We start from the raw sequence: 25,956 nt of genomic DNA, 5'->3' as shown, positions 1-25,956 counted from the left end.
AAATACAAAAATGCCCCCGCAACCGGGGGCATTTTTTCTTACATTTCTTCGCAATGCTCTTCGAAAATTGACTGGATATGCGTAATGACCGACATCGGATCGTGCCCTTCGATTTCGTGGCGGCCGATTTCATCCACTAATTTACCGTCTTTCAAGAAAGCGAACGATGGTGACGATGGCAAATGGTCATCGCCGAACAAGTCACGCGCTTGCGCTGTTGCTTCTTTATCCTGGCCGGCAAACACTGTGTACAAGTGGTCCGGGCGTTTATCGTAATGGACCGAATGAAGAGCAGCTGGGCGTGCGATGCCGCCTGCGCATCCGCATACCGAGTTGATCATGACAAGGCTCGTACCGGGTTTTGCGAATGCCTCTTGTACGTCTTCTGCTGTTTCGAGCTGTGTATAGCCACCGTCAGTTAGTTCTTGGCGGGCTTGTGTAACAATATCATTCATCAGGAAATTAAAATCCATACTCATCTGTACCACTCCTTCATTATTGCTGTTCTTATCATATCAGGACGGCGGCACAGTTGCAAAAAAGCTTACTTGAACAGTTCCGTGACCGCCTGCGAGACCGTCAATCGGTCGTTAAGAATACGCTGTTCCATGTCTTTCACCTGCTGTTTGCGCTCCGGGTCGCCGTAAAAACGGCCAAGCAATTCATCGGTAATCATCGAATGGAACCAATCACGCGTCTGTTCCTGGCGCCTGGTGTCCCAATAGCCGCTTTCTTTCACCGTTTTCTCAAAATCCTTGACCATATCCCAGATATCTTGCATGCCGGTTCCTTCAATGGACGAAACCGCCAAAGGGCGTGTTGTCCAGCCTTCGGTCGCTGGCTGCAAAAAATGCAGCATCTGTTTGTATTCCCGCACGGTTTTCTTGGCGAGCGGCAAATTGTCCCGGTCCGCTTTATGGACGATCATCGCATCCGCCAACTCCAAGATGCCTTTTTTCATGCCCTGCAATTCATCTCCAGCACCCGTCAGCACAAGCAACAGGAACATATCGACCATGCCGCGCACGAGCGTTTCGCTCTGCCCGACACCGACCGTCTCGACCAAGATTACGTCGTACCCTGCCGCTTCGCATAAGAGCATCGTCTCGCGTGTCTTTTTATGGACCCCGCCGAGTGTTCCGGCAGTTGGCGACGGCCGGATGAACGCTTTAGGATTTCGCGCCAGTTCTTCCATGCGCGTTTTATCGCCGAGTATGCTGCCGCCGGTTCGCGAGGAACTCGGATCGATCGCAAGCACCGCTACCCGGTGGCCGAGCTCTGTCAGCATCGTCCCGAAGGTTTCGATGAACGTGCTTTTGCCGGCTCCTGGAACTCCAGTAATGCCGATGCGGATGCTATTGCCCGTTTTCGGCAACAGCGCATTCAATAATTCCTGACCACGCTTTTTATGCTCAGGATTGGTGCTTTCAAGCAAGGTGATCGCCTTCCCTAAATGCAAACGCGATCCGCTTTCGACTCCGCGTGCGAGTTCGCCCAAATCAAACTGGCTCGTAGTGGGTTTCTTGAATTTCTTCCTTGGCAATGCTTTCATGCCATCATGCTTATCCGAAACACCCGACATGACTTGTCTGGACTGCTTCTCGCGATCCATCAGTCTGCCTCTTCCTCATACCCGAGGCGCGCGTAAATTTCTTCGATGACTTTTTGGGCCGCAACCGGGATGACCGTCCCCGGCCCGAAGATCGCACTGGCACCGTTATTGCGCAGGAACTCGTAATCCTGCGCTGGAATGACGCCTCCGACGACGATTAAAATGTCTTCACGCCCCACTTTTTTCAACTCTGCCGCGAGATCCGGCACAAGGGTCATATGGCCAGCCGCAAGCGAACTGACACCAATGACGTGGACGTCATTTTCCGCTGCCTGCTGGGCTGTTTCTGCAGGGGTTTGGAACAATGGCCCGATGTCGACATCAAAGCCGAGATCGGCGAACGCAGTCGAAATAACTTTCGCGCCGCGATCGTGTCCGTCTTGTCCCATCTTGGCAATTAAGATACGCGGGCGGCGGCCTTCGTTTTCGATGAATTCCTCCGTCATTTGTTTGACGATCTGCATTTCTTCTTGGTTGGAGAAGTTAGAACTGTATACGCCGCTCACGGAACGGATCACCGCCTTATGTCTGCCGGAAGCTTTTTCAATTGCATCTGAAATCTCGCCGAGTGATGCCCGGTGGCGAGCTGCTTCAATCGCACAGGCCAGAATATTGTCTTCACCGGTTTCTGCCGCTTGTGTCAGCTCCAGCAGCGCTTTTTCTACTTTTTTCTGGTCGCGCGTATCGCGCATCCGGTCGAGTCGCTCAATCTGCTTTTTGCGCACCATCGTGTTGTCGATGTTCAAAATATCGATCGGATCTTCCTCGTCTAGGCGGTAGCGGTTAACACCGATAATCGTCTCTTCATTGGAATCGATTTGTGCTTGTTTTTTTGCAGCCGCTTCCTCGATGCGCATTTTCGGAAGGCCCGTTTCAATCGCTTTCGCCATGCCGCCGAGTTCCTCGACTTCTTCGATCAAGGTCCAAGCTTTTTCCATTAATTCTTCCGTCAATTTTTCAACGTAATACGAACCGCCCCAAGGATCGATCGTATTGTTCATCAAAGTCTCTTCTTGAAGGAATAATTGCGTATTGCGTGCAATGCGTGCGGAGAAATCGGTCGGCAAAGCAATCGCTTCATCAAGTGCATTGGTATGTAAGGATTGCGTATGTCCCATTGCCGCCGCATTCGCCTCGAGCAGCGTCCGTGTCACGTTGTTAAACGGATCTTGTTCGGTTAAACTCCATCCCGAAGTTTGGGAATGGGTACGGAGCGCCAAAGATTTGGCATTTTGAGGGTCAAAGCTCTTCATCATCTTCGCCCAGATTTCTCGGCCAGCACGCATTTTTGCCACTTCCATGAAATAGTTCATGCCGATGCCCCAGAAGAATGACAGGCGCGGCGCGAACTGGTCGATGCCTATTCCTGCGTCCAACCCGGTGCGGACGTATTCCAAGCCGTCTGCCAAGGTATAGGCAAGTTCGATATCTGCCGTGGCTCCCGCTTCTTGGATATGATAGCCCGAAATGGAAATCGAGTTGAATTTCGGCATGTGATCGGATGTGTATTTGAAGATATCCGCAATGATCTGCATCGACATCGCCGGAGGGTAAATATACGTATTGCGCACCATGTATTCTTTCAAAATATCGTTTTGGATCGTGCCCGCCAATTGCCCTGGCGAGACGCCCTGTTCTTCTGCAGCGACGATGAAAAATGCCATGATTGGCACGACTGCGCCGTTCATCGTCATCGAAACCGACATTTGGTCAAGCGGGATGCCGTCGAACAGAATTTTCATGTCTTCGACGCTATCGATGGCCACACCCGCTTTACCGACATCGCCGACAACGCGGGGATGGTCCGAATCGTAGCCGCGGTGCGTCGCGAGATCGAATGCCACGGATAAGCCTTTTTGCCCCATTGCCAAATTGCGGCGATAGAAGGCATTGCTTTCTTCTGCTGTCGAGAAGCCGGCATATTGACGCACTGTCCATGGCCGCGACACGTACATCGTCGGGTATGGGCCACGGACGTTCGGCGCAAATCCAGGATAGCTCGTTTGTTCTTTATTCAAGTCTTTCGAAGAATAAAACGGTTTCACGGCAATGCCTTCATTGGTCATAAAAGCGCTCTCATCCCGTTCGCCCAATTTAGCCGTATCGAGTTTCGTGACGTCAATTTTCGTAAAATCAGGTGTCGTCATTTACAGCGCCTCCTTTCCAAGTGACAAAACGGCGTCCAATTTATCAATTAATGGTTTACCCGCATAGAGGGAATCACGGATGCCGTTAGCTTCCCAAGTTTTTAGCGTTTCCGCATCGATTTTCCCGGCAACGTCAATCGCCGCTTTTGCATCAAGTTGTGGAATGATCTTGTCGAAGGTGTCCCGGCTTCCGCACAGAACGGCGTAGTCAAGCTCTTCGGAACGGATGTAACGGTTCACTTCATCAGCAGATGAAAGATACGGGCTGATTTCGGGTTCGATTCCTGCGACAGAAAGGAAACCTTGTACAAAATCTGCCTGCGGTTTCACGGCTTTTAACGGCTCTAACAAGATAATGGCTGATTTAACGCTCGTTTCACGGCTTTCCGCACGCAATTTCTCAAACGGCGTAGCCAAGCGTTTGGCTGTCATGTACTCCAAATGAGCCGTGTCGATTTTTGCATCTTTCACCGGCTCCTGTGGGTTGGCGTAATTATTCGTGCCGATCAAGGAAGCTTTGCGATTGGCCACTTGCTGTTCGCGATCGAGCCATTTGGCTTGAATGTCGTCTGTCAGCCAGCCAGTCCGCTTCACTGTAGAATAGCCTCCTGCTTCCTGGATTTCCAAGAAGTAACTCCAGGCGGCATCGACGTATTCACGCGTCAGGCTTTCGATGTAATAAGATCCAGCTGCAGCATCGGTGACATGCGAAACATGGGATTCTTCCTTAATGACCAATTGCACATTACGTGCGATGCGCCGGCTTGAGCCAGTCGGAACTGTCAGGAAATCATGCGGATGCACAGTATGGCCGTCCGTTCCAGCAAGCACGGCAGAAAAAGTAGCGTTGCCCGCCCGCAGCAAATTGACATAAGGATCAAGTTTGGAGTACGAGCGCACTGAGGTTTCCGTGAATACCGGTATGCGCGGCGCTTGTTTTCCGTAGGCAGAGCAGAATGCCTGCCACAATACGCGGAATGCGCGAATTTTAGAAATTTCCTGGAAGAAGTGCGTATCGACTGCAAAGCGTACCCAAAAGCTCTTTGCCGCCGCTTCGAAATTCTGTTGGTCCAGCGCTTCAGCCATCATGCTAAGCGCCACGCCAAGTTCATGGATGATCGTACCGCCGGCGTTATGGGTCGGCAAAGTATCAATCAAGCCAGTCCGGACATTTTCAGGTGCCTCGATCGGCTCTTCCGTGAAAATGACGCCGTGTACGGTTGCCCGCTGTTCAGCTGTCAGCCGCTCGAACACGCGTAAAATTGGATCTTCGTCTTCTGTCAGTTTGAAATAGATCGGATAGCGAACAATCAATTCCGCAAGTTGTTCGAGCTGTGCTTCTGTCCAGTCGAATGGCTGCGCCCCGGAATAGACGACCGCTTCATTGCCGCGGGCCAAATCATCTTTCGTCACAGCCAAAAATTGCTCGGCATTATGCGCTGTGATTTCCTGCGCCACAAGCCAAGAGGGACCGAACTTGCCGCTCTGGACAGCCGCTACTTGCGCATCCACATCGGATACGGAGCGCTCGAGCATGTCTTTCGTATAGAGGGGTTCGAGGGTGATGTCTTCAATGGTGCTGGTTTTCATCACCTTTTCAAAATCTTTTCCTTTCAATGCAGCTTCTGCCGCTTGTTTCCATTCTTCGTATGTACGCTCAGGAAACTGAATGTTTTTCATCGATTCAATCGTCAAACTATTCCCTCCTCAAAGCTTTCTCTCTCCATTTTACCTGACACGGCATGTTACTGAAAGGAAAAAAAGCTTGAAGTCCGAAGACTCCAAACTTTTCATCAATAAACCGATGTATTATCTTTGTTCATTTTTTCAAGGATTTCTTTAACGCGTGCCAAGAACTGCCCGCAAACGAGGCCATCGAGCACACGGTGGTCGAGCGATAGGCATAAGTTCACCATATCACGTGCAGCGATCATTCCGCCTTGCATGATGACTGGGCGCTTGACGATCGACTCGACTTGGATGATGGCAGCTTGTGGGTGGTTGATGATGCCCATCGATTGGATAGAACCGAACGATCCGGTGTTGTTGACCGTGAACGTGCCGCCTTGCATATCGGCCGACTTCAACTTGCCTGTGCGCGCTTTTTGCGCCAGTTCGTTGATTTCACGGCCGATGCCTTTAACGGATTTCTCGTCAGCATTCTTGATGACTGGGACGAACAAGGCATTGTCTGAAGCGACAGCAATCGAAATGTTGATGTCTTTTTTCTGGATGATCTTGTCCCCTGCCCACATCGAGTTCATCATCGGGAACTCTTTCAATGCCTGGGAAATCGCTTTGACGAAGAATGCGAAATACGTAATGTTAAATCCTTCTTTTTTCTTGAAGTCGCCTTTGATGGAATCGCGGAATTGCGCAAGGTCTGTCACGTCAACTTCGATCATCATCCATGCATGCGGCGCTTCGTGCTTGCTCTTGAGCATATTCGCTGCAATCGCTTTGCGCACGCCGGTGACTGGAATTTCGATGTCGCCCGGAGCCGATTCGATGGATTCTTCTTTAGCAGCTGGCGCTTTCGGTGCTTGTTGCGGCGCAGCTTGCTGAACAGGTTCTGCTGTTTCAGCCGCTTGTGGCGCTTGTGCAGTCTCGCCGCCAGCTTGAGGAATATTGCCGCTGTCGATCAATTGCATCAAATCCTTGCGGGTGATGCGGCCTTCGTTTCCGGATCCTTCGACTTGGTTCAAGTCGATGTCGTGATCTTGAGCGAGACGAAGAACGGCTGGTGAATAGCGTGCTTTGCCGCCCTGTGGTTTAGCCGGTTTTGACGAGCCTTGTTCACCTTCGAGTTTCTTGGTCGGTGCGGCTCCTGCAGCAGGCATTTCATTGGCTTTTTCGCCTTCAGCAGGTTGTGCTTCTTCCACTGGGGCAGAATCTCCGCCTTCAGTTTCGATCGTGCAAACCACTTCGCCGACTTCCAATGTATCGCCTTCAGAAGCGATCAATTCCTTGATCGTCCCAGTAAAGGATGAAGGAACTTCTGCCGTTACTTTATCGGTATTGACTTCCGCCAACGGATCATATTTGTTTACATGGTCGCCTGGCTGGACGAGCCATTTTTCGATCGTGCCTTCTGTTACACTTTCGCCAAGTTGGGGCATCGTGATTTTTTCAATAGCCAAAGGGATTCCTCCTTTTCAATCTGTGATGCATATTCATTTATAAGGATTATGCGTTAACGGACAGCTTCTCGGGCCTAGATGGGCAACTGCGCTTTTCTTCTGTCTAGCTCCAATGGCCAGCTTCTCGGGTCATAAATCATTCTGGCTGTGCGGCAAAAAGCGCCGCTTCGCCAGCCTGCTTTATGCCTGTCGAAGCTAAACGGCCATTTCCGCTTTTCTTCTGTCTAGCTCCGTTGCCCAGCCCCTCGAGGTCGCTTCGGTCCCGCCTGCACTGGCAAAAAGCGCCAGTGCTGACATGACCTCCAGCGCTTGTCGGGGCTAGATGGGCAACTCCGCTTTTCTTCTTAAAACTCGGCTAGTTCTCTCATGGCTTTTTCTACTTTGTCCGGGTTGATCATGAAGAATTTCTCCATGGTCGGTGCGTAAGGCATCGCCGGGATGTCCGGTCCTGCAAGGCGTTTGATCGGTGCGTCGAGGTCGAATAGGCAGTTTTCAGCGATGATCGCTGCCACTTCTCCAATGATGCTTCCTTCTTTATTGTCTTCAGTAACCAGCAGGACTTTGCCGGTCTTTTTCGCTGCTTCGATGATGCCTTCTTTATCCAATGGATAGATGGTGCGCAAATCCAGGATGTGGACGGAGTAGCCATCTTCAGCCAGACGTTCTGCAGCTTGCAATGCGAAATGCACAGCCAATCCGTAGGTGATGACGGTGATGTCTTCGCCTTCGCGTTTGACATCGGCTTTGCCGATTTCGATGGTGTAATCGTCTTCCGGCACTTCACCTTTGATCAGGCGGTACGCACGTTTATGCTCGAAGAACATGACCGGATCTTCATCTCGGATCGCGGCTTTCAACAAGCCTTTCGCGTCATATGGAGTGGATGGGATAACGATTTTAAGTCCCGGTTGGTTAGCGAATACCGCTTCGACGGATTGTGAATGGTAAAGTGCGCCGTGAACGCCGCCGCCAAATGGAGCACGGAAAACGATTGGGCAAGACCAGTCGTTATTAGAACGGTAACGGATGCGCGAAGCTTCCGAAATGATTTGGTTGACTGCCGGCATGATGAAATCCGCAAACTGGAATTCAGCGATCGGACGCAAGCCATACATGGCCGCGCCGATTCCAACGCCTGCGATAGCTGATTCAGCAAGCGGCGTGTCAACTACGCGATCTTCGCCGAACTCATCGTAAAGTCCTTGTGTTGCTTTAAAGACGCCGCCTTTTTTCCCGACATCTTCTCCGAGTACGAAAACGTTTTCGTCACGTGCCATTTCTTCTTTCATGGCAAGCGTGATGGCATCGATATAACTCATAACTGCCATTATTCGTTTCCTCCTTCTTCTGCATAGACGTATTTCATTGCACTTTCTGCTGGTGCATATGCTGCGTTTTCTGCATAATCTGTCGCTTCGTTAACGAGCGCCATGATGCGGTCGTTGATTTCTTTTTCAAGTTCGTCGTCCATGATGCCGTTTTCTTTCAAATAAGCACCGAACAAAAGAATCGGGTCTTTTTCTTTTTGTGCAGCTAGTTCGTCCGCTGAACGGTATTGGCGGTGGTCATCATCAGATGAGTGGGCCGTCATGCGCTCTGAAACCGTCTCGATCAAGCTCGGGCCTTCGCCGTTGCGGGCGCGGTCTGCCGCTTGTTTTACGTGTTTGTACACTTCGATCGGGTCGTTTCCGTCGATTGTGACACCCGGCATGCCATAGCTTGCCGCACGGTCTGAAACGTTTTTGCTCGCCACTTGGCGTTCAAATGGTACGGAAATCGCGTAGCGGTTGTTTTCAACCATCGTGATGACCGGCAATTTATGTACGCCGGCAAAGTTCAAGCCTTCATGGAAATCGCCTTGGTTGGAAGAGCCTTCACCAAGCGTGTTGAATGTGATGAAATCCTTTTTCTTCATTTTTCCTGCAAGCGCCACGCCCACGGCATGTGGAAGCTGAGTCGTTACAGGTGAAGAACCTGTCAGGATCCGGTTTTTCTTTTGCCCAAAATGCCCAGGCATCTGGCGGCCGCCGGAGTTCGGGTCTTCTGCTTTGGCAAATGCAGATAGCATCAAATCTTTCGGCGTCATGCCGAAGTGCAGGACCACGCCAAGGTCGCGGTAATACGGTGCGACATAATCTTTCGTATTGTCGAGTGCGTAAGCCGCTCCGACTTGTGCTGCCTCCTGCCCTTGGCAAGAAATAACGAAAGGAATTTTCCCAGCACGGTTCAGGAGCCACATGCGCTCATCAACACGGCGTGCCGTCAACATCGTTTCGTATATTTTCAAGACATCTTCGTTCGTCAAACCTACTTCTTCGTGTTTAGTAGCCATTGAATTTCCTCCTTTAACTATGGATCGCTTTGCCGTCTACCGCTAGTGCTGCTTCGCCCATGACCTCTGAAAGCGTTGGATGAGGGTGGATTGTCTCTGCAATTTCCCAAGGCGTTGCGTCAAGTACCATGGCAAGCCCGGCTTCTGAGATCATGTCCGTCACATGCGGCCCGATCATATGGACGCCAAGGATATCGTTTGTTTCTTTGTCTGCAATGATTTTCACGAAACCATCCGACTCTCCGTAGACCAGCGCTTTGCCGATCGCCTTGAATGAGAATTTTCCGGTTTTCACATCGTAGCCTTGCTCTTTCGCTTGGTCTTCCGTAATACCGACACTTGCCGCTTCGGGATTCGAATAGATGCAGCGTGACACAAGGTCGTAGTTGATGGCATGTGGCGCATTGCCTTTAATATGCTCAACCGCAGTAATGCCTTCGTGAGAAGCTACGTGCGCAAGCTGCATGCCGCCGATGACGTCGCCAATTGCGTAAATATGGGATTCTTTTGTTTGGAATGTATTCTTCACCTGGATAAAGCCTTTTTCGATGAGGATATCCGTGTTTTCAATCCCAATATTCTCCACATTAGCTTGGCGCCCGACCGATACCAGCATTTTTTCTGCAGTGAACGTTTCGTTGCTGCCGTTGATTTCGGCTTGGATCGATACTTGGCCATCGCCTTTTTCAACGGTTTCCGCCAAGACTTTCGCGCTAGTTGCGAATTTTACGCCTTTTTTCTTTAATAGCTTCTGCATTTCTTTGGAAATGTCTTTGTCTTCAGTCGGCACGATGCGGTCTGCGTATTCGAGAACCGTTACTTCGACGCCGAAATCGTTGAGCATTGAAGCCCATTCGATTCCGATGACGCCTCCTCCGACGATCAAAATGGATTTTGGCAGTTCGGTCAACGCAAGTGCTTCTTCAGAACTCATGACCAACTCTCCATCGATATCAAGGCCCGGCAATGTCCGCGGACGTGAACCTGTTGCGATGATGACGTTATTCGGGATGAGCATTTCGTTTTCTTCCCCGTTGTTCATTTCAACGGAAATGGTCCCCGGGTTTGGCGAGAAGATCGATGGGCCGAGAATGCGGCCGATGCCTTCGTAAACATCGATTTTGCCTTTTTTCATCAAGCCTTGTACGCCTGCATGAAGCTGGTCGACGATTCCTTGCTTACGCGCTTGGACACGCGAGAAATCAAGCGATACTTCACCGGTATTGACGCCAAAATCGGCAGCATGGTTCTTTGTCGTTGCATACACTTCCGCACTGCGGAGCAATGCCTTACTCGGGATGCAGCCTTGGTGCAGGCAAGTGCCGCCCAGATTGCCCTTTTCGACAATCGCAGTTTTGAGGCCGAGCTGTGCTGAGCGGATAGCCGCTACATAGCCGCCCGTACCGCCGCCTAGAATGACGACATCGTAATTTTGAGCCATTGGGTATTCCTCCTTTGGAATGATTAACCGTTTGGATAGATTCGTGCTTGTTCTTCACCGTCAAGAACCCGGCTGGCGCCTTCTGCGAGCGCTTGCAGTTCGTTTTCGCCGGGATGAACCACGACGTCGGCAATCCAGGAAATCCGATCTGAAATCGCTTTAACGAAATCTTTACCGTAAGCCAGTCCGCCCGTCAAGATGATGGCATCGACCTGACCTTTTAACACAGCACTTGCAGAACCGATTTCCCGGGCGACTTGATAAGCCATCGCATCGTAAATCAGCGCTGCTTCCTTATCGCCTTTTTGGATGCGTTTTTCGACCGTCACGGCATCATTCGTGCCAAGATAGCCCACTAGTCCGCCTTGCCCGACTAGTTTTTTCATGATTTCGTGGCGGTAATATTGCCCGGAAAAGCACAATTCGACCAAATCGCCCGCCGGAACGGTTCCTGCCCGCTCGGGACTGAAAGGACCGTCGCCATGCAAGCCGTTATTAACGTCGACGACCTTGCCATCTTCATGGACTCCGACCGTGATGCCGCCGCCCATATGTGTAACGATAAGGCGCAAATCTTTATAAGCACGCCCTGTTTCTTTGGCGTAGCGTCTGGCCACTGCCTTTTGATTCAGGGCATGGAAAATCGATTTTCGTTCAATCAATGAGAAGCCTGAAATGCGCGAGATGGGCGACAATTCATCGACAACGACAGGATCGACGATAAATGCCGGGATGTTGAGCCCTTCGGCAATTTCATGGGCGATGATCCCGCCAAGATTGGAAGCGTGCTGGCCAGAATAGCCTTCACGCAAGTCTTCGAGCATCGCTTCGTTGACAGCGTAGGTACCGCCTTCGATCGGGCGCAGCAATCCGCCTCTTCCGCATACGGCCGAAAGTTTCGAGACGTTCATGCCTTCCTCATCAAGCGCTTCTAATATATTTTGTTTCCGAAATTGAAACTGGTCAATAATGGCAGGGAAATCCGCCAACTCTTCAGTCGAGTGGCGGATAGTCTTTTCAAGGATCTGGACATCGTTGTCAAAAACGCCGATCTTTGTCGAAGTTGAGCCGGGGTTAATGACCAGAATTCGATTCAGCTGTTTTTGCACATCGATTCCTCCGTTTCTTCCTTCAATCTTAGCGTCTGCTTAAAATGTCGTGGCCATGTCCGTTGCGCAAGAACTGGCTTCTTGAGTTGCGTACGCGCTCAATGCGTTCTTCCGCCATGCGGTCAGCTGCGATATAGCTTGGAATTCCGTCGCGTTTGGCGATTTCGAAAATGCGTGTAATGCTGTCGTAGATCGTTTCGACGCGTTTCATCGCTCGTTCGTTGTTGTAGCCGTAAAGCTCATCCGCTACGTTGATGACGCCGCCCGAGTTGATGACGAAGTCCGGTGCGTAAACGATGCCGCGTGCTTCGAGTTCATCGCCGTGGCGCTGTTCTTTCAATTGATTGTTCGCAGATCCTGCGACCACTTTCACTTTCAACTGTGGAATCGTCTCATCGTTGATGATGGCACCCATTGCACACGGTGCGAAGATATCCGCATCCACTGAATAGATTTCGTTTGGCTCGACAGCTGTAGCGCCGAATGCTTCAACAGCACGCTGGACCGCTTCTTTGTTGATGTCAGTGACGATCAATTTCGCGCCTTCTTTGTGCAAGTACTCGCATAGCGGGTAAGCGACGTTTCCGACGCCTTGTACAGCTACTGTTTTGCCTTCAAGTGAATCGTCGCCGTAAGCTTCCATCGCAGCTGCTTTCATGCCGATGTACGCACCGTAGGCAGTCACTGGGGATGGGTTTCCTGATGAACCGAATGCTGGCGAGATGCCTGTGACGAAATCTGTCTCTTCGTGGATCATGTCCATGTCAGCAACAGTCGTTCCAACATCTTCAGCTGTGATATAGCGCCCGTTCAAGCCCTGGATGAAACGGCCGAAAGCGCGGAACATTTCTTCGTTTTTGTCTTTCAACGGATCGCCGATGATAACGGTTTTGCCGCCACCAAGGTTGAGTCCTGCTGCTGCGTTTTTGTATGTCATGCCGCGGCCAAGGCGGATCGCATCTTCAATCGCTTCTTCTTCTGTTTCATAGTTCCACATGCGCGTACCGCCAAGTGCTGGCCCAAGCGTTGTATCGTGGATGCAGATGATGGCTTTTAGCCCAGAGTTTTTATCTTGGCAAAATACCAATTGCTCGTAATCGTGTTCTTCCATCTTTTTGAAAATTTCCATCGTAAATTCCTCCTAATAATGTAAGCTTTATAGTTTTATATAGATCCGGTTAAAAGCAGTCATTCGGCAAGATTCCCCTTGTATAGATGCTGCTTTTTATAAAGTCGCTGAGCGCAAGGCTAGAGCGAGGGAAAATAATTTACTTTCTGCACTGTCGGCGCGCGAGGTCAACACGATCGGCGCTTTAGCACCCGCGATGATGCCGCCGACTTTGGCTTTGGAAAAATAGACGAGCGATTTATAGAGGATGTTGCCGGCTTCGATATTTGGCACTAGCAAAATGTCTGCGTGCCCCGCCGTATCCCCTTCAATGCGTTTATGCTTTGCCGCTTCGACAGAGATTGCATTGTCCAAGGCGAGTGGCCCGTCAACGATGCAATCGGTGATCTGGCCGCGTTTGTTCATGGCGGTCAGTGCTGCAGCATCCAAAGTTGCCTGCATTGCTGGATTGACGACTTCCACCGCCGCCAGCGCCGCTACGATCGGTAAATCGACGCCAGTCGCCCGCGCCACTTGAACGGCATTGCGGATGATCTGTGCTTTTTCCTGAAGCGACGGTTCGAGGTTCATACCGGCGTCTGTGACGAAAATGAGCCGGTCATAGCCTTCGACTTCAAAAGCTGCCACATGGGACAGTACCGAGCCTGTGCGAAGGCCGTAATCCGCGTTAAGTGCCGCTTTCATCAAAGTTGCGGTCGGGATATGGCCTTTCATCAAGACGCTGGCGTCGTTCATGAAGACCGCACGAACTGCTTCTTTAGCTGCTAGGTTTGGCCCTTTAACGTGATGGAGCATCAGTTTCGGATGGCCTTTCAAATGCGGGAAATCAGCTGCGATTAATTGCTTCAATGTTGCTTCGTCATCGTATAGATGAAAGCTTGCGAGGTTTTGGTCGAGCGCTAATGAAATGGCTTCCATTACTGCGTGGTCAGCAGCAGCTGCCACTGCGACGGCGTGTTCTTCTTGCAAGTCGATTTCATCGACGATGTTCTGCAAAGTGGTCATGTCTATCACCTCATTCTTTTTAATTAAAACAGATGAAAGCCTGAGATATAAGGGATGTAAGCGTTTTATTTGCAAAATACGGCAGTTCTCTTTGCAAATTCTTGCAAAACCTTGCAAAGAGTTGCAAAACCCTATAGTAGTCCGAATTTTTCCAATTTATAGTATAAAGTACGCAAGGAAATCTGAAGCTGCTTGGCTGTTTTTGATTTGTTCCCTTTCGCCTCTTCGAGTGCACGGTGAAGGATGCCGCGTTCAACTGTTTCCAATTGTTCCTGTAAAGGCGCAGATGCCGGGATGACCACTTCGTTCTTCGCTTCTTTAGCCTTCAGCATGTTCAAGGGGATATGTTCTTCTGTCATTATTTTATCGTTCATTTGCATAAAGATCATCGAGCGGCTCAAAATGTTTTCCAGTTCCCTCACATTGCCTGGCCAATCGTACATTTTCAAAAATTGCACAGCTTTCTCCGAAACAGTTTCGACGTTGCGCCCGTATTCCTGGTTAAGCTTCAACAGCAGCCGGTCGACGATGCGCGGAATGTCCTGTTTCCTGCTGCGCAGCGGGGGAATCAAGATCGGCATGCGGTTCAGCCGGTAATACAAATCTTCACGGAAGGTCCCATCAAGCAGCGCTTTTTCCATATTGGCATTGGTCGAAGCGATGACACGGACATTGACTGGGATCGGCTTGGTCCCGCCGATGCGCATCGTTTCGTGTTCTTGCAATACGCGCAGCAATTTGCTTTGGATCTGCGGTGACAATTCCCCGATCTCATCGAGAAAGATGCTGCCGTTGTTTGCCTCTTCCAATAAACCGCGTTTCGCTCCGGTCCTGTGTTCGATCGTCGCACCTTCCTCGTAGCCAAACAATTCGGCATCGAGCTGTTCACTCGATACCGCCGCACAATTGACGCGGACAAATTTATTGAATTGGCGCTCGCTTGCGCTGTGGATTGCATGAGCAAATAATTCCTTGCCCGTTCCCGACTCCCCGCGCAGCAGTACCGTCACAAGCGTCTGTGCGGCGAGTTTCGCTTGCTGCAGCGATAATTGCATTTCAGGGGACAAGCCGATGATGTCGTCGAATGTATATTTCGACTCTAGCGTCCGGATGATGCTCCTCGCCCGGTCCAGCTCTTTCATGAGCGAGCGAATTTCCGTCGTGTCATGGATGACCCCGACGCTCCCCTTCAGCTGATTGTCGACAATGATTGGTGCAACATTGACGATGACTTCCCGTTTGGCCGGGCCGACTTTTAAATTGACCCCGCGCACCGGCTTTCGGGTTTGCAAGGCTTTGAAGTGCATGCTTTCACCTTCCGAGATATCCGCAGATGCCGGCCGGCCAATCACTTGCTCCATCTCAAGTCCCGTGATTCGCGTATAGGCTGGATTGACAAGCAAGCCGTTGCCTTTTTCGTCAACCACTGAAATGGCATCGTCGCTGGATTGGATGATCGCTTGCAGCATTGTCTGGATTTCTTTCAAGTCGGTAATTTCTTCAGCGAGTGAAACCACTTCTGTAATATCTTTGAACACGGCGAACGCACCGATCAATTCGCCCGTTTCATCGATCATCGGGAAACGGCTCGTGACGATTTTCGATCCGTCTCTCAGCTCGAGCTCCCGGTTTAATTCTGTCCTGCCGGTCTCAATGATTCTTGGCAATTCGCTCATCGAAATCAATTCGTGGATATGGCGGCCGATGGCTTCATCCTGCTTGACCGAAAGCATGCGTGCGGCACTGCGGTTGATGAAGTTGATATGGTTGTCGAGGTCGATGCCGACCATGCCTTCATCGATTGAATTGAAAATGATCGATCCTTTATGGCTCTCGTTGCTCAGCCGGTTGATGTAATGCTCTTTTTCATCCATCAGGCGAACGAAGATGTTCGCGACGCTGCCCGGGATAATGACGGTCCGGGGAGGATAATAGCGGCGCAGCCGCTGAGTCAAGTCATCGTCGCCGGTTACATTAAAGACAATGTCGACCGTTTTCGGCAACTCCCGATAATCGGTGCCGGTGGCAATGCGGAACTTTTCGGCTTCTTTCAATGCCGGGGCATCCGCATGGATATCCGCGACTCCTTCGACATGAAACCAACCAGACTCAACAAGCAGTTTTAAGATAGCGGATCCTCCGATGCCGCCGCCGATAATGATCACTTTTTGCAATTCTCTTCAAACCTTTCCGCTGCGATTCGTGCAATGGACTGCACACATATTTCTAGACTACCGCAGGGGACAATTCTTGACAACTTTGAGTGGATTGGAAACAATGGAACATGAAGGATGTGGAATAGATGGGACGATTGATTGCATTTATCATTTTGCTCATTCCCGGCGTCATGGCCGCTTACGGCATCAAATTAATGCGGGATACCCTTTTTAATAAATTGCTCGAACCGTATCCGGCTCTTTGGATGCAATTCACGCTCGGGACGCTTTTTACAATAATTGGCATCGGCTTCTTCGCTGGATTTCTATTGAACCGCGACCGTAAAAAAGGCAATGTGTCCGAACGGTTCCAAAAGCGTTAAATGACTGCAGGCATTTGAACAAATTAAAAAGAACGCCAGGGACTAAGGTTCCTGGCGTTCTTTTCCGTTGTTACGGTTGTAATTTGGTGGTTTCCTGCGCCCATACAGCTTTTACGCGTGCAGGATAGTCTGTGATGATCCCTTTAACCGAAGGATGAAGACTTCGCAGAAAGCGCTCATTTCCCGATATGCCGTAAAGACGTACCGGTTTATCGAGCTTGGCAATCGGTTCTAGCCATTTTGGCTTATGAAACCTCTTATGGAAGTGAAAGCTGTCGAGCCACTGGCAATTCTCCAGTTCGTTCCACTGCACGGCGCGTTTTAAAATCCATGCTATTTCCACGTGCGGCAACAAGCTCTTCATCTTTCGAAGAAGCTCTGGGTCAAATGAGGAAAGATGGATATCTTCCACCCCTTCTAGCAAAGCGCAGACGATTTCAGGCCCTTCTGGATGGCTGGCAACGGACGCTTTCAATTCAACGTTCAAGGGAATATGTTTCTTTTTCGCCCAGTCGATCACTTCATAAGCTAGTGGAATCGAATGGCGCCCGAAGCGCCTGAACCTTTTGCGGATCGATAGCGACTTCAGCGATTCATACGACATTTCATAAATATCCGCTTGCATACCGGCCAATCGTTTTAATTGATCGTCATGGTAAATGATCGCAATGCCGTCCTGTGTCATCTGGATATCCAGCTCGATGCCGACGTCCAATTGATGAGCCAATTCAAACGCCCGCCATGTATTTTCGAGTGCATGCCCCGAGGCACCACGATGCGCATAAATTTCAATTTCAGACATAGCTTCCTCCCCTTTTCTGGATAGGACCTAGCTTTAATCATTAATTTTATCATGTCATGAACTGGCTGCAAGTGTTGGGCTTCCTTGTTGGCGGTTTTTTGTTTTCCTTCTATTACCTTATGTAGTTTAATACATTTATTATTGGCGCGCTATCGCGCAAAAAAAACCGACACCCATTCCAGGCGCCGGTTCGTGCATATTATTGTTCTTGCGTGCCGAGACTGTCGACGATCATGGCGATGAATTCAGAATTGGACGGCTTCGACTGGAGGTGCGATTCACTATAGCCAAAGACGTTTGCGATGTGGGCTACGGATTCGCTGCGCACCCACACTTGCCCGATGGCATGGCGGATCGACCTTTCGACCCGTGCTGCCGTCGTATCAAATTTCAAAGCAATTTTCGGATACAGCTCTTTCGTCACTTTGCCAAGCGCAGAAGGTTCATCCACGACGATCGACACCGCCGCTTTTAAATACATATAGCCTTTCAAATGAGGCGGCACGCCGATGTCTTTCAATCTCAAGGTAATGAGCTCGTCTTTTGTCACCATGCCGCTCTTCGCTGTTTGGTCGCCATTTTTCATGATGTGGTTGATCTGGACGACCAGGCGCTCAGTTTCGAAAGGTTTCATGATAAAATAGGAAGCCCCATAATCGGCTGCTTGGCTCATGATCGATTCCTGGCCGAATGCAGAAAGCATAATGACGTGGATCTTGCTCATACGCTCATCGGAACGCAAGACATCAAGCACGGCAATCCCATCGAGGTACGGCATGATGATGTCGAGCAGCAAGATATCCGCTTCGGTCTGTTCCAGTATACCGATGCATTCCCTGCCATCGTACGCAACGCCCACCACTTCCATATTCGGCTGTGATTCGAGAAATTCGGTCATCAATTCGACAAGCTCTCGGTTGTCATCGGCAATGGCGATTTTTATTTTCTCCATATTTTTCTCTCCTAAAATACAGGCTCCGGACCCTTATTTCATCAACAGCTTCCGGTCCCTCGCCAAAGTCAGTAATTCATCAGCATGCTGCAAGGTCAATTCGGTGATTTCCGCCCCTGACAGCATACGGCTCATTTCTTCAGTGCGCTTGCGCCCTGCCAGTTCTTTCACCGATGTGGTCGTGCGGTCTTTTGATACTTTTTTCTCGATAAACAGATGCTGATCTGCCATGGCTGCGACTTGAGGCAAATGGGAAATGCACAGCACTTGGGAATGGCGGGCAATGGCAGCGATTTTCTCGGCAATCGCCTGCGCTACACGCCCGCTGACTCCCGTATCGACTTCATCGAAAATGATCGATGTGATGCCTTGGTGCTTGGAAAAAATTGTCTTCAATGCGAGCATCATGCGCGACAATTCACCGCCTGATGCGACTTTTGTCAGCGGCTTTAACGGCTCCCCGACATTCGTCGAAATATGGAATGCGATGCTGTCCTGGCCGAAACGGTCGAATTTGCCTTTTGGCAGCAAGTTGAATTGCACCGAAAACGAGGCTTTACCCATATGGAGCTCTTTTAACTGTTCCATGATCGCTTTCGATAATTTGGCTGCCGCTTGTTTTCTCAGCATCGTTAGTTCTTCCGCTTCGATGCGCAAATCCTCGGTCAATTCCTTCAGTTTCTCCTGGTCAAGGCGCAGGCGTTGGTCGCGGTTGAGCAATTTATCGAGCTCGTCCGCTTGCTCTTCCTGATACAACAACATGTCCTCAACCGATGCGCCGTATTTGCGCTTCAAGGATTGCAATAATGCCAGGCGCTGTTCGATTTCATTAAGCCGTTCCGGGTCGAACTCCAGCTGGTCCAAAATGCGCTTGATTTCAGTTGACGTGTCCTGAAGTTGATAAAAGGCCCCGGCAACCGATTCCGACGCTTCTTGGAACTGCTCATCGACTGCTGCTGCGTGTTCAAGTTCGCTCATCGCATTGCCGACCCAATCGAGCCCCTTCGACTCCCCTTGAATCGCTTCATGGGCTTGTGAAATCGACTCGAAGATTTTGGTGAAATTCTGCAGTCGCTTGCGTTCTTCCAGCAAAGTTTCTTCTTCCCCAGGCACGAGCTGGGCTTCTTCGATTTCACGCAATTGGAACGTCAGCAAGTCGATGCGCTGTGCGATCTGCTGTTCGTTTTCATTATAGCTGGCAAATTCACGCTTTAATTTCGTGTATTTTTCAAATGTATGGCTATAGCCTTCTTTGGCTTTGGTTAGAAGTTTCCCGGCAAATTGATCCAATAGATGAAGATGCTGCTTTTCATCCATCAATTCCTGCGTCTCGTGCTGGCCATGGATATCGATCAACGCGGCCCCCACTTCACGCAAAATGGAAATGGTCACCAGTTTACCATTGATGCGGCAAACGTTTTTTCCTTTGCCATTCAGCTCGCGGCGCAGCAAAACATCCCCGTCGCTCGCCTGAATCCCGAAATCCTCCAGTTTTTTATGGACTGGATGCTTTTCGCTCTCGATCTGGAACAAGCCTTCGATTTCAGCTTTTTGGGCCCCGTGGCGAATGAATTCCTGGCTTCCTCGCCCTCCGGCTAGTAAGTGCACGGCATCGATGATGATCGACTTCCCGGCACCGGTTTCCCCTGTCAGAACTGTCATGCCTTCTGTAAAACTGACCGATAATGTATCGATAATCGCAAAATTGCGGATATCCAATTCTCGCAGCATATACATCCACCTCTTTAATTAAAGCATTTCAATCAAACGCTGTTTCAGCACTTCGCGGTGTTCTACATCACGGCAAATGATCAAACACGTATCATCTCCGCAGATGGTCCCTAAAATTTCTTCCCAATCCAAATGGTCGATCAACGAACCGATCGCATGGGCATTGCCCGGCAAGGTTTTCATGACCAGAAAATGACTGGCCCCATCGATGCTGACAAACGCATCGGTGAGCGCACGGTGCAGTTTCTGCATCGGGTTAAAACGCTGGTCCGCCGGCAAGCTGTATTTATAGCGGCCGTCTTGCAATGGGACCTTCACTAAATGCAGTTCCTTGATATCGCGAGAAACGGTTGCTTGCGTCACTTCATAGCCCGCAGCTTTCAATAAGTCGACCAAATCATCTTGCGTTTCGATTTCGCGATTTGAGATCAAGTCGCGGATTTTGATATGACGTTGTCCTTTATTCATGGTGCTCCCCCTTGAGTGAATAATTATTCCATATACTTTATATCGTACCTCTAAACCGTTTTGAAAACAAGGAAACTTCCTGGCCCCACTAGAACTATTTACCCCTTATGGGCAAGCTTCACTCATTTTCGTTGGCCAGACAGAAAAAAGGCAGGGAATAAATTCCCCTGCCCGGTTAATCGGATTGTGTGTTTTTTTCCTTGAATGCTAAATGGGCACGCTCCACCGTTTGAGCGAACGAATGCGCATCCGGCAATTCACTTTTTGTTGCCTGTTCGTTGGAAACAAGATGGAATAAAAACTCGATATTGCCTTCACCGCCGGTAATTGGTGAATGGGTCATCGCCTTGACTTCGAAACCGCAGTCGATTGCATAGGCAGCCACTTTTTGCAGCACTTCCTGATGAACTTTCGGATCGCGGACGATGCCTTTTTTGCCGACTTTCTCACGCCCCGCCTCAAACTGTGGTTTGACGAGCGCAATGCAATCGCCGCCCGGGATCAAAATGGTTTTCAGCACCGGCAGGATAATGCGCAGCGAAATGAAGGAAACGTCAATGGTCGCTACTTCCGGCAAGCCTTCCCGAAAATCTTCAGGTTTCGAGTGGCGGAAGTTGGTGCGTTCCATAACGGTGACACGCGGATCTTGCCGAATTTTCCAAGCCAGTTGATTATAGCCGACATCGAGCGCATAACCATGGCGGGCACCGTTTTGCAATGCACAATCGGTGAATCCACCGGTCGATGAACCGATATCGAGCATCATTTTGCCTTCCACTGCAACATCGAATTCAGCGAGCGCTTTTTCCAGTTTCAAGCCCCCGCGGCTGACGTAACGCAGATCGTTGCCCTTTTTTTCAAGCGGCGCATCTTCAGGGATTTTTTCGCCGGGTTTCTCAAGGCGTTCAGTTCCAGAGAAAATCACTCCAGCCATGATGGCACGCTTGGCTTTTTCACGTGTTTCGCAAATGCCCCGCTCGACTAGCAGGACATCCACCCGTTCTTTTTTCACTTTATTCATAGAGCGTTCGACCGCTCCTGCTGTTGTGAATTTTGTTTTGCACGCAGTTTCACTTGTTTGACCACTTCGTCGCTGTTGAGATGGATTTCGTCCATCAACTCAGCAACATCACCGTGTTCAACAAAGAGATCCGGAATGCCCATCCGGTCGATAACCGCGCCTTCGTGGCCATTGTCGTGTGCGTATTCGAGAACCGCACTGCCGAAACCGCCTTGCAAGACCGCTTCCTCGATTGTCAGAACCGGCACTTTGCGGCTGAAAATCGATGCAAGCATTTCTTCGTCCAGCGGCTTGATGAAGCGTGAGTTGACGACTTCTACCTGGATTCCTTCTTCACGCAATTGCTCGGCAGCATGAAGCGCCATCGGAATCGTCGTGCCGAATGCCAAAATGACAGCATCCGTTCCTTCTTCCAACACTTCCCAGCTGCCAATCGGAATTGCCTTCAGCTCATCGTCCATTGGCACTCCTAGGCCATTGCCGCGTGGATAGCGCAATGCAATCGGGCCGCCATCGTAATCGATTGCCGTCTTGACCATGTGCTGCCCTTCGTTTTCGTCTTTTGGCATCATCAAGACCATGTTCGGAAGATGGCGCAAGAAGGCGATATCGAAAACGCCTTGATGCGTTTCGCCATCCGCTCCGACAAGCCCCGAGCGGTCGATGCCGATAAAGACATTCAAGTTCTGGCGGCAAATATCGTGGACCACTTGGTCATACGCGCGCTGGAGAAATGTCGAATAGATTGCCAGGAACGGCTTCATGCCTTGCGTTGCAAGTCCTGCAGCCATTGTGGTCGCGTGCTGTTCAGCGATTCCCACGTCAAACATGCGCTCAGGAAACTCAGAGGCAAATCCTTCCAATTTCGACCCAACAGGCATTGCCGGCGTGATGGCGACGATGCGCTCATCGGTGCGGGCAAGCTTGCGAGTGGTTTCGGCGATCAAACCGCTCCAAGAAGGAGCAGTGGAGGAAGATTTCACCAAATCGCCTGTTTCCATTTTATACGGCCCAATTCCGTGCCATGTGCCGATTTTATCCTGTTCAGCCGGCAAATAGCCTTTGCCTTTTTTCGTGATGACGTGAAGCAAAACAGGTCCTTTTGTTTTCTTAGCGTATTCCAGGTTGTCTTCAAGCTCCTCGAGGTCATGCCCGTCAATCGGGCCGAGATAGGTGAATCCAAGCTCTTCGAAGAACATGCCGGAAACGACCAAATATTTGAGGCTGTCTTTGACGCGCTCTGCCGTTGAAGCGAGCTTGCCTCCGACTGCCGGTACTTTTTTCAGCAAGTATTCAAGGTCGTCTTTGACTTTATTGTATTTCCCGGCCGTCCGCATGCGTCCAAGAACGCTATGTAGCGCCCCGACATTCGGTGCGATCGACATTTCGTTGTCGTTGAGGATGACGGTCATGTCGGTTTGCGCGTGACCAATGTGGTTCAGCGCCTCAAACGCCATGCCGCCAGTCAATGCGCCATCGCCGATGATCGGAATGACATAATTTTTGTCTTTTTTAATATCGCGTGCTGCCGCCATGCCCATTGCCGCAGATAGGGAAGTCGAGCTATGGCCGGTTTCCCAGACATCGTGATCGCTTTCGTTGCGTTTCGGGAAGCCGCACAGGCCTTTGAACTGGCGCAGCGTATCGAATTGATCTGCACGCCCTGTCAAAATTTTATGGACATAAGACTGATGCCCGACATCCCAAATCAATTTGTCGTCGGGGCTGTTGAAAACACGGTGAAGTGCAATCGTCAATTCCACTACGCCGAGGTTCGGGCCGATATGGCCACCGGTTTTCGAAAGATTTTCTATGAGAAATCGACGGATATCTTCACTTAAGAGCTCCAATTGCTCGGGATTCAGCTCTTTTAGGAAAGATGGACCAGTTATCGAATGAAGATCCATTTGCCATCACACACCTTTTTTCTATATTTTCCTGTATTGTTGTCTCCCCATATTATAGCAAGACTGGGCAAATGTACAAACAAGAGCCCTAATTTCAGCTTTTTCGCTGGACGATCAGCTCGGTCAATTCCTTCAATAGCTGCTGTTGGCCAGGAAGCCCATCTAGCGCATCTAGCGCTTGTTGCGCATGGTAATCCAATTTTTCTTTCGCTTTCGGCAAGGTCAAGATGCCAGGGTACGTGCTTTTCTCGCTCGTTTCGTCTTTGCCGGCCGTTTTCCCGAGCTCTTCGGAAGTGCCGGTGACATCCAAGATATCATCCTGGATCTGGAACGCCAATCCGAGATGGCGGCCGAATGTTGAAAGCGCCACCAATTGCTCGGAACTGGCTCCTGCGAGGATGGCTCCTGAAATGATGCTGTAGGTCAATAACGCGCCGGTCTTGAGTAAATGCACTTGCTCCAATTGCTCCAAGCCCAGCTGCTTTTCTTCTCCTTCAATATCGAGTACTTGGCCGCCGACCATGCCTTCTGCACCGGCCGCTGTCGATAATAAGTCGATGAGGCGCACTTTGTCTTCTGCAGAAACATCGTCCAGACGCGCCATGATGCTAAAGCTGAACGTCAACAGAGCATCTCCCGCAAGAATGGCGACAGCTTCCCCGAACACTTTATGGTTCGTCGGCATCCCGCGCCGCAAGTCATCGTTGTCCATGCTCGGCAAATCATCATGGATCAAGGAATATGTATGGATCATTTCAATTGCAGCCGCCACTTTCAAAGCATCCGGATGGGCTGCGCCTTGTTCATGCATAGTGGCGAGCACAAGCATCGGGCGTATGCGCTTGCCCCCTGCCTGAAGCGAATAATGCATCGATTCCTTCAAGGATTCGGGAATGGCCAATCCGCTAATCAATTCCGCCATCTCCTGCTGGATGACCGGTTCATAATGGGTTCTGAATTGTTTTAAGTTCATTGTGCATTCCCTTCCCCTTCGATTTCAGCAGGCACTTCTTTTCCATCTTTCATCATTGTCACCAGCTGGGTTTCGGCATTTTTCAATTTATCGTGGCACAGCTTCGATAACTCCATGCCTTTTTGGTAAAGCGTCAGTGCTTCTTCGAGCGGCACATCGCCTTGTTCGAGCAGCTTGACGATTTCCTCCAACTGCTCCATTGCGTCGTTGAACATCATGTTATTTTCTGCCATTTAGTCGCGCTCCTTATCTTTTGGGTTGATCGCTTCGATGACGGTCTCGACTTCCCCGTCTTTCAATGAAAGGCTCAGCCGGTCGCCGCGTTTCAGCTGGCCAACCGATTTCACTACTCCGCCTTCTTTGAACGGAATCGCATAGCCCCTGTCCATGATTTTTAGCGGACTGAGCGCATCCAGCGTACGGATCGCAGACTTTAATTGCTGGTCCCGCTGACGGAAAACTTGTGTGATGCGCTGGTCGAGCCGATCTCCAAGACTGGCTAAATCACGTTCTGCTTGGCGGATGCGGTCAGACGGGTTGCGATTTTCCAATTGGCGCGAAAGCATAGCCAACCGGTCTCTTGAACGCCTGGCCGTCAACACAGTCTCGCGCTGCAGTGCATCCGTCGCCCGCTCGATGCGTTCGATGAAGGGGCGGTAGAGCCGGTCTGGATAGGCCATCGGATAGGAATTTTGCAGCTGCGTCAGTCGGATGCGGCGCTGTTCCAAATCGTTCGACAAGAGCCTGAACATCACTTGGCGCTGCCCCATGACGCGCTCGAGCAACTCGATGCGGCTCGGCACCGCGAGCTCTGCTGCGGCTGTCGGGGTGGCTGCGCGCAAATCGGCTACAAAATCGGCGATCGTCGTGTCCGTTTCGTGACCGACCGCCGAGATGACCGGAATGGCCGAATCATAAATCGCCCGCGCCACTGCTTCTTCGTTGAATGCCCACAGGTCTTCAATCGAACCGCCGCCCCGCCCGACAATCAAAACGTCACTGTCTGTGCGGTTCGCTTGTTGGATGGACTGGACGATCGACTGGACGGCTCCCTGGCCTTGCACCAATGTCGGAAACAGCACAATTCGCGCAAGCGGGTAACGGCGCCTGAGCGTCGTGATGATGTCACGCACCGCTGCCCCTGTTTGTGCGGTGATGACTGCGACTTTTTCAGGAAACTGAGGCAGTTGCTGTTTATGCGCAGCATTGAATAAGCCTTCTTTGCTGAGCTTTTCCTTTAATTGTTCAAACGCCAAATAATAATCGCCGATGCCGTCGGGCTGCATCGATTGGGCATATAATTGGTATTGTCCCGATGCTTCATACACAGAGATATCTCCGCGGATCAGGACGGTCATGCCGCTTTCTGGACGGAATTTCATCGATTTTGCCTTCGCTGAGAACATCACCGCCGGCATGCGTGCTTTCTGGTCTTTCAACGTGAAATAGATATGCCCGCTCGTATGGATTTTTACGTTCGATAGCTCCCCTTTTACGTAGACATCACGCAAATGAGGGTCGGCATCGAATTTCTTTTTTATGTATTTCGTTAATGCTGCAACACTTAAGTACGGGTCGGTCGCCAAAATGTCAACCCCTGTCTATAGAAAGTAAAAAGCTGTCTTTCTTTCGAAAAACAGCTCTATTT

General features: G+C 50.4%; 22 protein-coding genes. 1 reads left to right on the top strand and 21 read right to left on the bottom strand.

The window, feature by feature from the left end; genetic code table 11:
• Window positions 1-38 precede the first annotated feature (38 nt).
• The 12 genes from AUC31_RS06365 to AUC31_RS06310 form a co-directional block, all read right to left on the bottom strand.
• On the bottom strand, window positions 39-479 hold the full coding sequence (locus tag AUC31_RS06365) for a BrxA/BrxB family bacilliredoxin (RefSeq protein ID WP_058380854.1): 441 nt from the start codon (window positions 477-479) through the stop codon (window positions 39-41).
• A gap of 65 nt (window positions 480-544) precedes the next feature.
• The gene (gene meaB, locus AUC31_RS06360) at window positions 545-1,612 is read right to left on the bottom strand and encodes a methylmalonyl Co-A mutase-associated GTPase MeaB (RefSeq protein ID WP_058380855.1); all 1,068 of its coding nucleotides are present in this window, start codon (window positions 1,610-1,612) and stop codon (window positions 545-547) included.
• Window positions 1,612-3,759 carry a methylmalonyl-CoA mutase gene (gene scpA, locus AUC31_RS06355; protein ID WP_058380856.1) on the bottom strand — a complete coding sequence of 716 codons (2,148 nt, stop codon included), beginning with the start codon at window positions 3,757-3,759 and terminating at the stop codon, window positions 1,612-1,614. Before scpA ends, meaB begins: the two co-directional genes overlap by 1 nt.
• On the bottom strand, window positions 3,760-5,454 hold the full coding sequence (locus AUC31_RS06350; RefSeq protein WP_058380857.1) for a methylmalonyl-CoA mutase family protein: 1,695 nt from the start codon (window positions 5,452-5,454) through the stop codon (window positions 3,760-3,762).
• Between the two features lie 98 nt (window positions 5,455-5,552).
• Window positions 5,553-6,899, bottom strand: a complete 1,347-nt coding sequence (locus tag AUC31_RS06345) for a dihydrolipoamide acetyltransferase family protein (protein ID WP_058380858.1) — start codon at window positions 6,897-6,899, stop codon at window positions 5,553-5,555.
• 344 nt (window positions 6,900-7,243) lie between these two features.
• A complete protein-coding gene (locus AUC31_RS06340) occupies window positions 7,244-8,227 on the bottom strand; it encodes an alpha-ketoacid dehydrogenase subunit beta (RefSeq protein WP_058380859.1) in 984 nt (327 codons plus the stop codon).
• Window positions 8,227-9,231, bottom strand: a complete 1,005-nt coding sequence (locus AUC31_RS06335) for a thiamine pyrophosphate-dependent dehydrogenase E1 component subunit alpha (RefSeq protein WP_058380860.1) — start codon at window positions 9,229-9,231, stop codon at window positions 8,227-8,229. Before AUC31_RS06335 ends, AUC31_RS06340 begins: the two co-directional genes overlap by 1 nt.
• 13 nt (window positions 9,232-9,244) lie before the next feature.
• On the bottom strand, window positions 9,245-10,672 hold the full coding sequence (gene lpdA / locus AUC31_RS06330; RefSeq protein ID WP_058380861.1) for a dihydrolipoyl dehydrogenase: 1,428 nt from the start codon (window positions 10,670-10,672) through the stop codon (window positions 9,245-9,247).
• 23 nt (window positions 10,673-10,695) lie between these two features.
• Window positions 10,696-11,781, bottom strand: coding sequence for a butyrate kinase (buk, locus tag AUC31_RS06325; protein ID WP_058380862.1), 1,086 nt, complete (start codon window positions 11,779-11,781; stop codon window positions 10,696-10,698).
• 28 nt (window positions 11,782-11,809) lie between these two features.
• Window positions 11,810-12,910 carry a Leu/Phe/Val dehydrogenase gene (locus AUC31_RS06320; protein ID WP_058380863.1) on the bottom strand — a complete coding sequence of 367 codons (1,101 nt, stop codon included), beginning with the start codon at window positions 12,908-12,910 and terminating at the stop codon, window positions 11,810-11,812.
• Window positions 12,911-13,006: 96 nt separating this feature from the next.
• On the bottom strand, window positions 13,007-13,915 hold the full coding sequence (gene yqiS / locus AUC31_RS06315; RefSeq protein WP_058380864.1) for a phosphate butyryltransferase: 909 nt from the start codon (window positions 13,913-13,915) through the stop codon (window positions 13,007-13,009).
• Window positions 13,916-14,046: 131 nt separating this feature from the next.
• Window positions 14,047-16,089, bottom strand: a complete 2,043-nt coding sequence (locus AUC31_RS06310) for a sigma-54 interaction domain-containing protein (protein WP_058380865.1) — start codon at window positions 16,087-16,089, stop codon at window positions 14,047-14,049.
• A 128-nt stretch (window positions 16,090-16,217) separates the two neighbouring features.
• On the opposite strand from AUC31_RS06310, the gene AUC31_RS06305 reads away from it, so the two are divergent.
• Window positions 16,218-16,454 carry a DUF2627 domain-containing protein gene (locus tag AUC31_RS06305; protein WP_058380866.1) on the top strand — a complete coding sequence of 79 codons (237 nt, stop codon included), beginning with the start codon at window positions 16,218-16,220 and terminating at the stop codon, window positions 16,452-16,454.
• A 70-nt stretch (window positions 16,455-16,524) separates the two neighbouring features.
• On the opposite strand, the gene AUC31_RS06300 is transcribed toward AUC31_RS06305, so the two are convergent.
• The 9 genes from AUC31_RS06300 to xseA all read right to left on the bottom strand — a co-directional run bounded on the left by AUC31_RS06300 (window position 16,525) and on the right by xseA (window position 25,894).
• Window positions 16,525-17,256 (bottom strand): glycerophosphodiester phosphodiesterase, encoded by a 732-nt coding sequence (locus AUC31_RS06300; protein ID WP_058380867.1) that lies wholly within the window; start codon window positions 17,254-17,256, stop codon window positions 16,525-16,527.
• A 199-nt stretch (window positions 17,257-17,455) separates the two neighbouring features.
• Window positions 17,456-18,208: a sporulation transcription factor Spo0A gene (gene spo0A, locus AUC31_RS06295; RefSeq protein WP_058380868.1), complete on the bottom strand. Its 753-nt coding sequence runs from the start codon at window positions 18,206-18,208 to the stop codon at window positions 17,456-17,458.
• Window positions 18,209-18,241: 33 nt separating this feature from the next.
• Complete coding sequence (gene recN / locus AUC31_RS06290) at window positions 18,242-19,939, bottom strand: DNA repair protein RecN (RefSeq protein WP_058380869.1); 1,698 nt, start codon at window positions 19,937-19,939, stop codon at window positions 18,242-18,244.
• Between the two features lie 18 nt (window positions 19,940-19,957).
• Window positions 19,958-20,407, bottom strand: a complete 450-nt coding sequence (gene ahrC / locus AUC31_RS06285) for a transcriptional regulator AhrC/ArgR (protein ID WP_058380870.1) — start codon at window positions 20,405-20,407, stop codon at window positions 19,958-19,960.
• 175 nt (window positions 20,408-20,582) lie between these two features.
• Window positions 20,583-21,428 (bottom strand): TlyA family RNA methyltransferase, encoded by an 846-nt coding sequence (locus tag AUC31_RS06280; RefSeq protein WP_058380871.1) that lies wholly within the window; start codon window positions 21,426-21,428, stop codon window positions 20,583-20,585.
• A complete protein-coding gene (dxs, locus tag AUC31_RS06275; RefSeq protein WP_058380872.1) occupies window positions 21,425-23,335 on the bottom strand; it encodes a 1-deoxy-D-xylulose-5-phosphate synthase in 1,911 nt (636 codons plus the stop codon). Before dxs ends, AUC31_RS06280 begins: the two co-directional genes overlap by 4 nt.
• 94 nt (window positions 23,336-23,429) lie before the next feature.
• Window positions 23,430-24,308: a polyprenyl synthetase family protein gene (locus AUC31_RS06270; protein ID WP_058380873.1), complete on the bottom strand. Its 879-nt coding sequence runs from the start codon at window positions 24,306-24,308 to the stop codon at window positions 23,430-23,432.
• Window positions 24,305-24,541 carry an exodeoxyribonuclease VII small subunit gene (gene xseB / locus AUC31_RS06265; protein ID WP_058380874.1) on the bottom strand — a complete coding sequence of 79 codons (237 nt, stop codon included), beginning with the start codon at window positions 24,539-24,541 and terminating at the stop codon, window positions 24,305-24,307. Before xseB ends, AUC31_RS06270 begins: the two co-directional genes overlap by 4 nt.
• The gene (gene xseA, locus AUC31_RS06260) at window positions 24,542-25,894 is read right to left on the bottom strand and encodes an exodeoxyribonuclease VII large subunit (RefSeq protein WP_058380875.1); all 1,353 of its coding nucleotides are present in this window, start codon (window positions 25,892-25,894) and stop codon (window positions 24,542-24,544) included.
• Window positions 25,895-25,956: the final 62 nt, after the last annotated feature.

The sequence above is a fragment of the Planococcus rifietoensis genome (genome assembly GCF_001465795.2).
Taxonomy (GTDB): Bacteria; Bacillota; Bacilli; order Bacillales_A; family Planococcaceae; genus Planococcus; species Planococcus rifietoensis.
The sequence above is the reverse complement of the archived record's forward strand: the minus strand, read 5'-3'. Positions and strand labels throughout refer to the sequence as shown.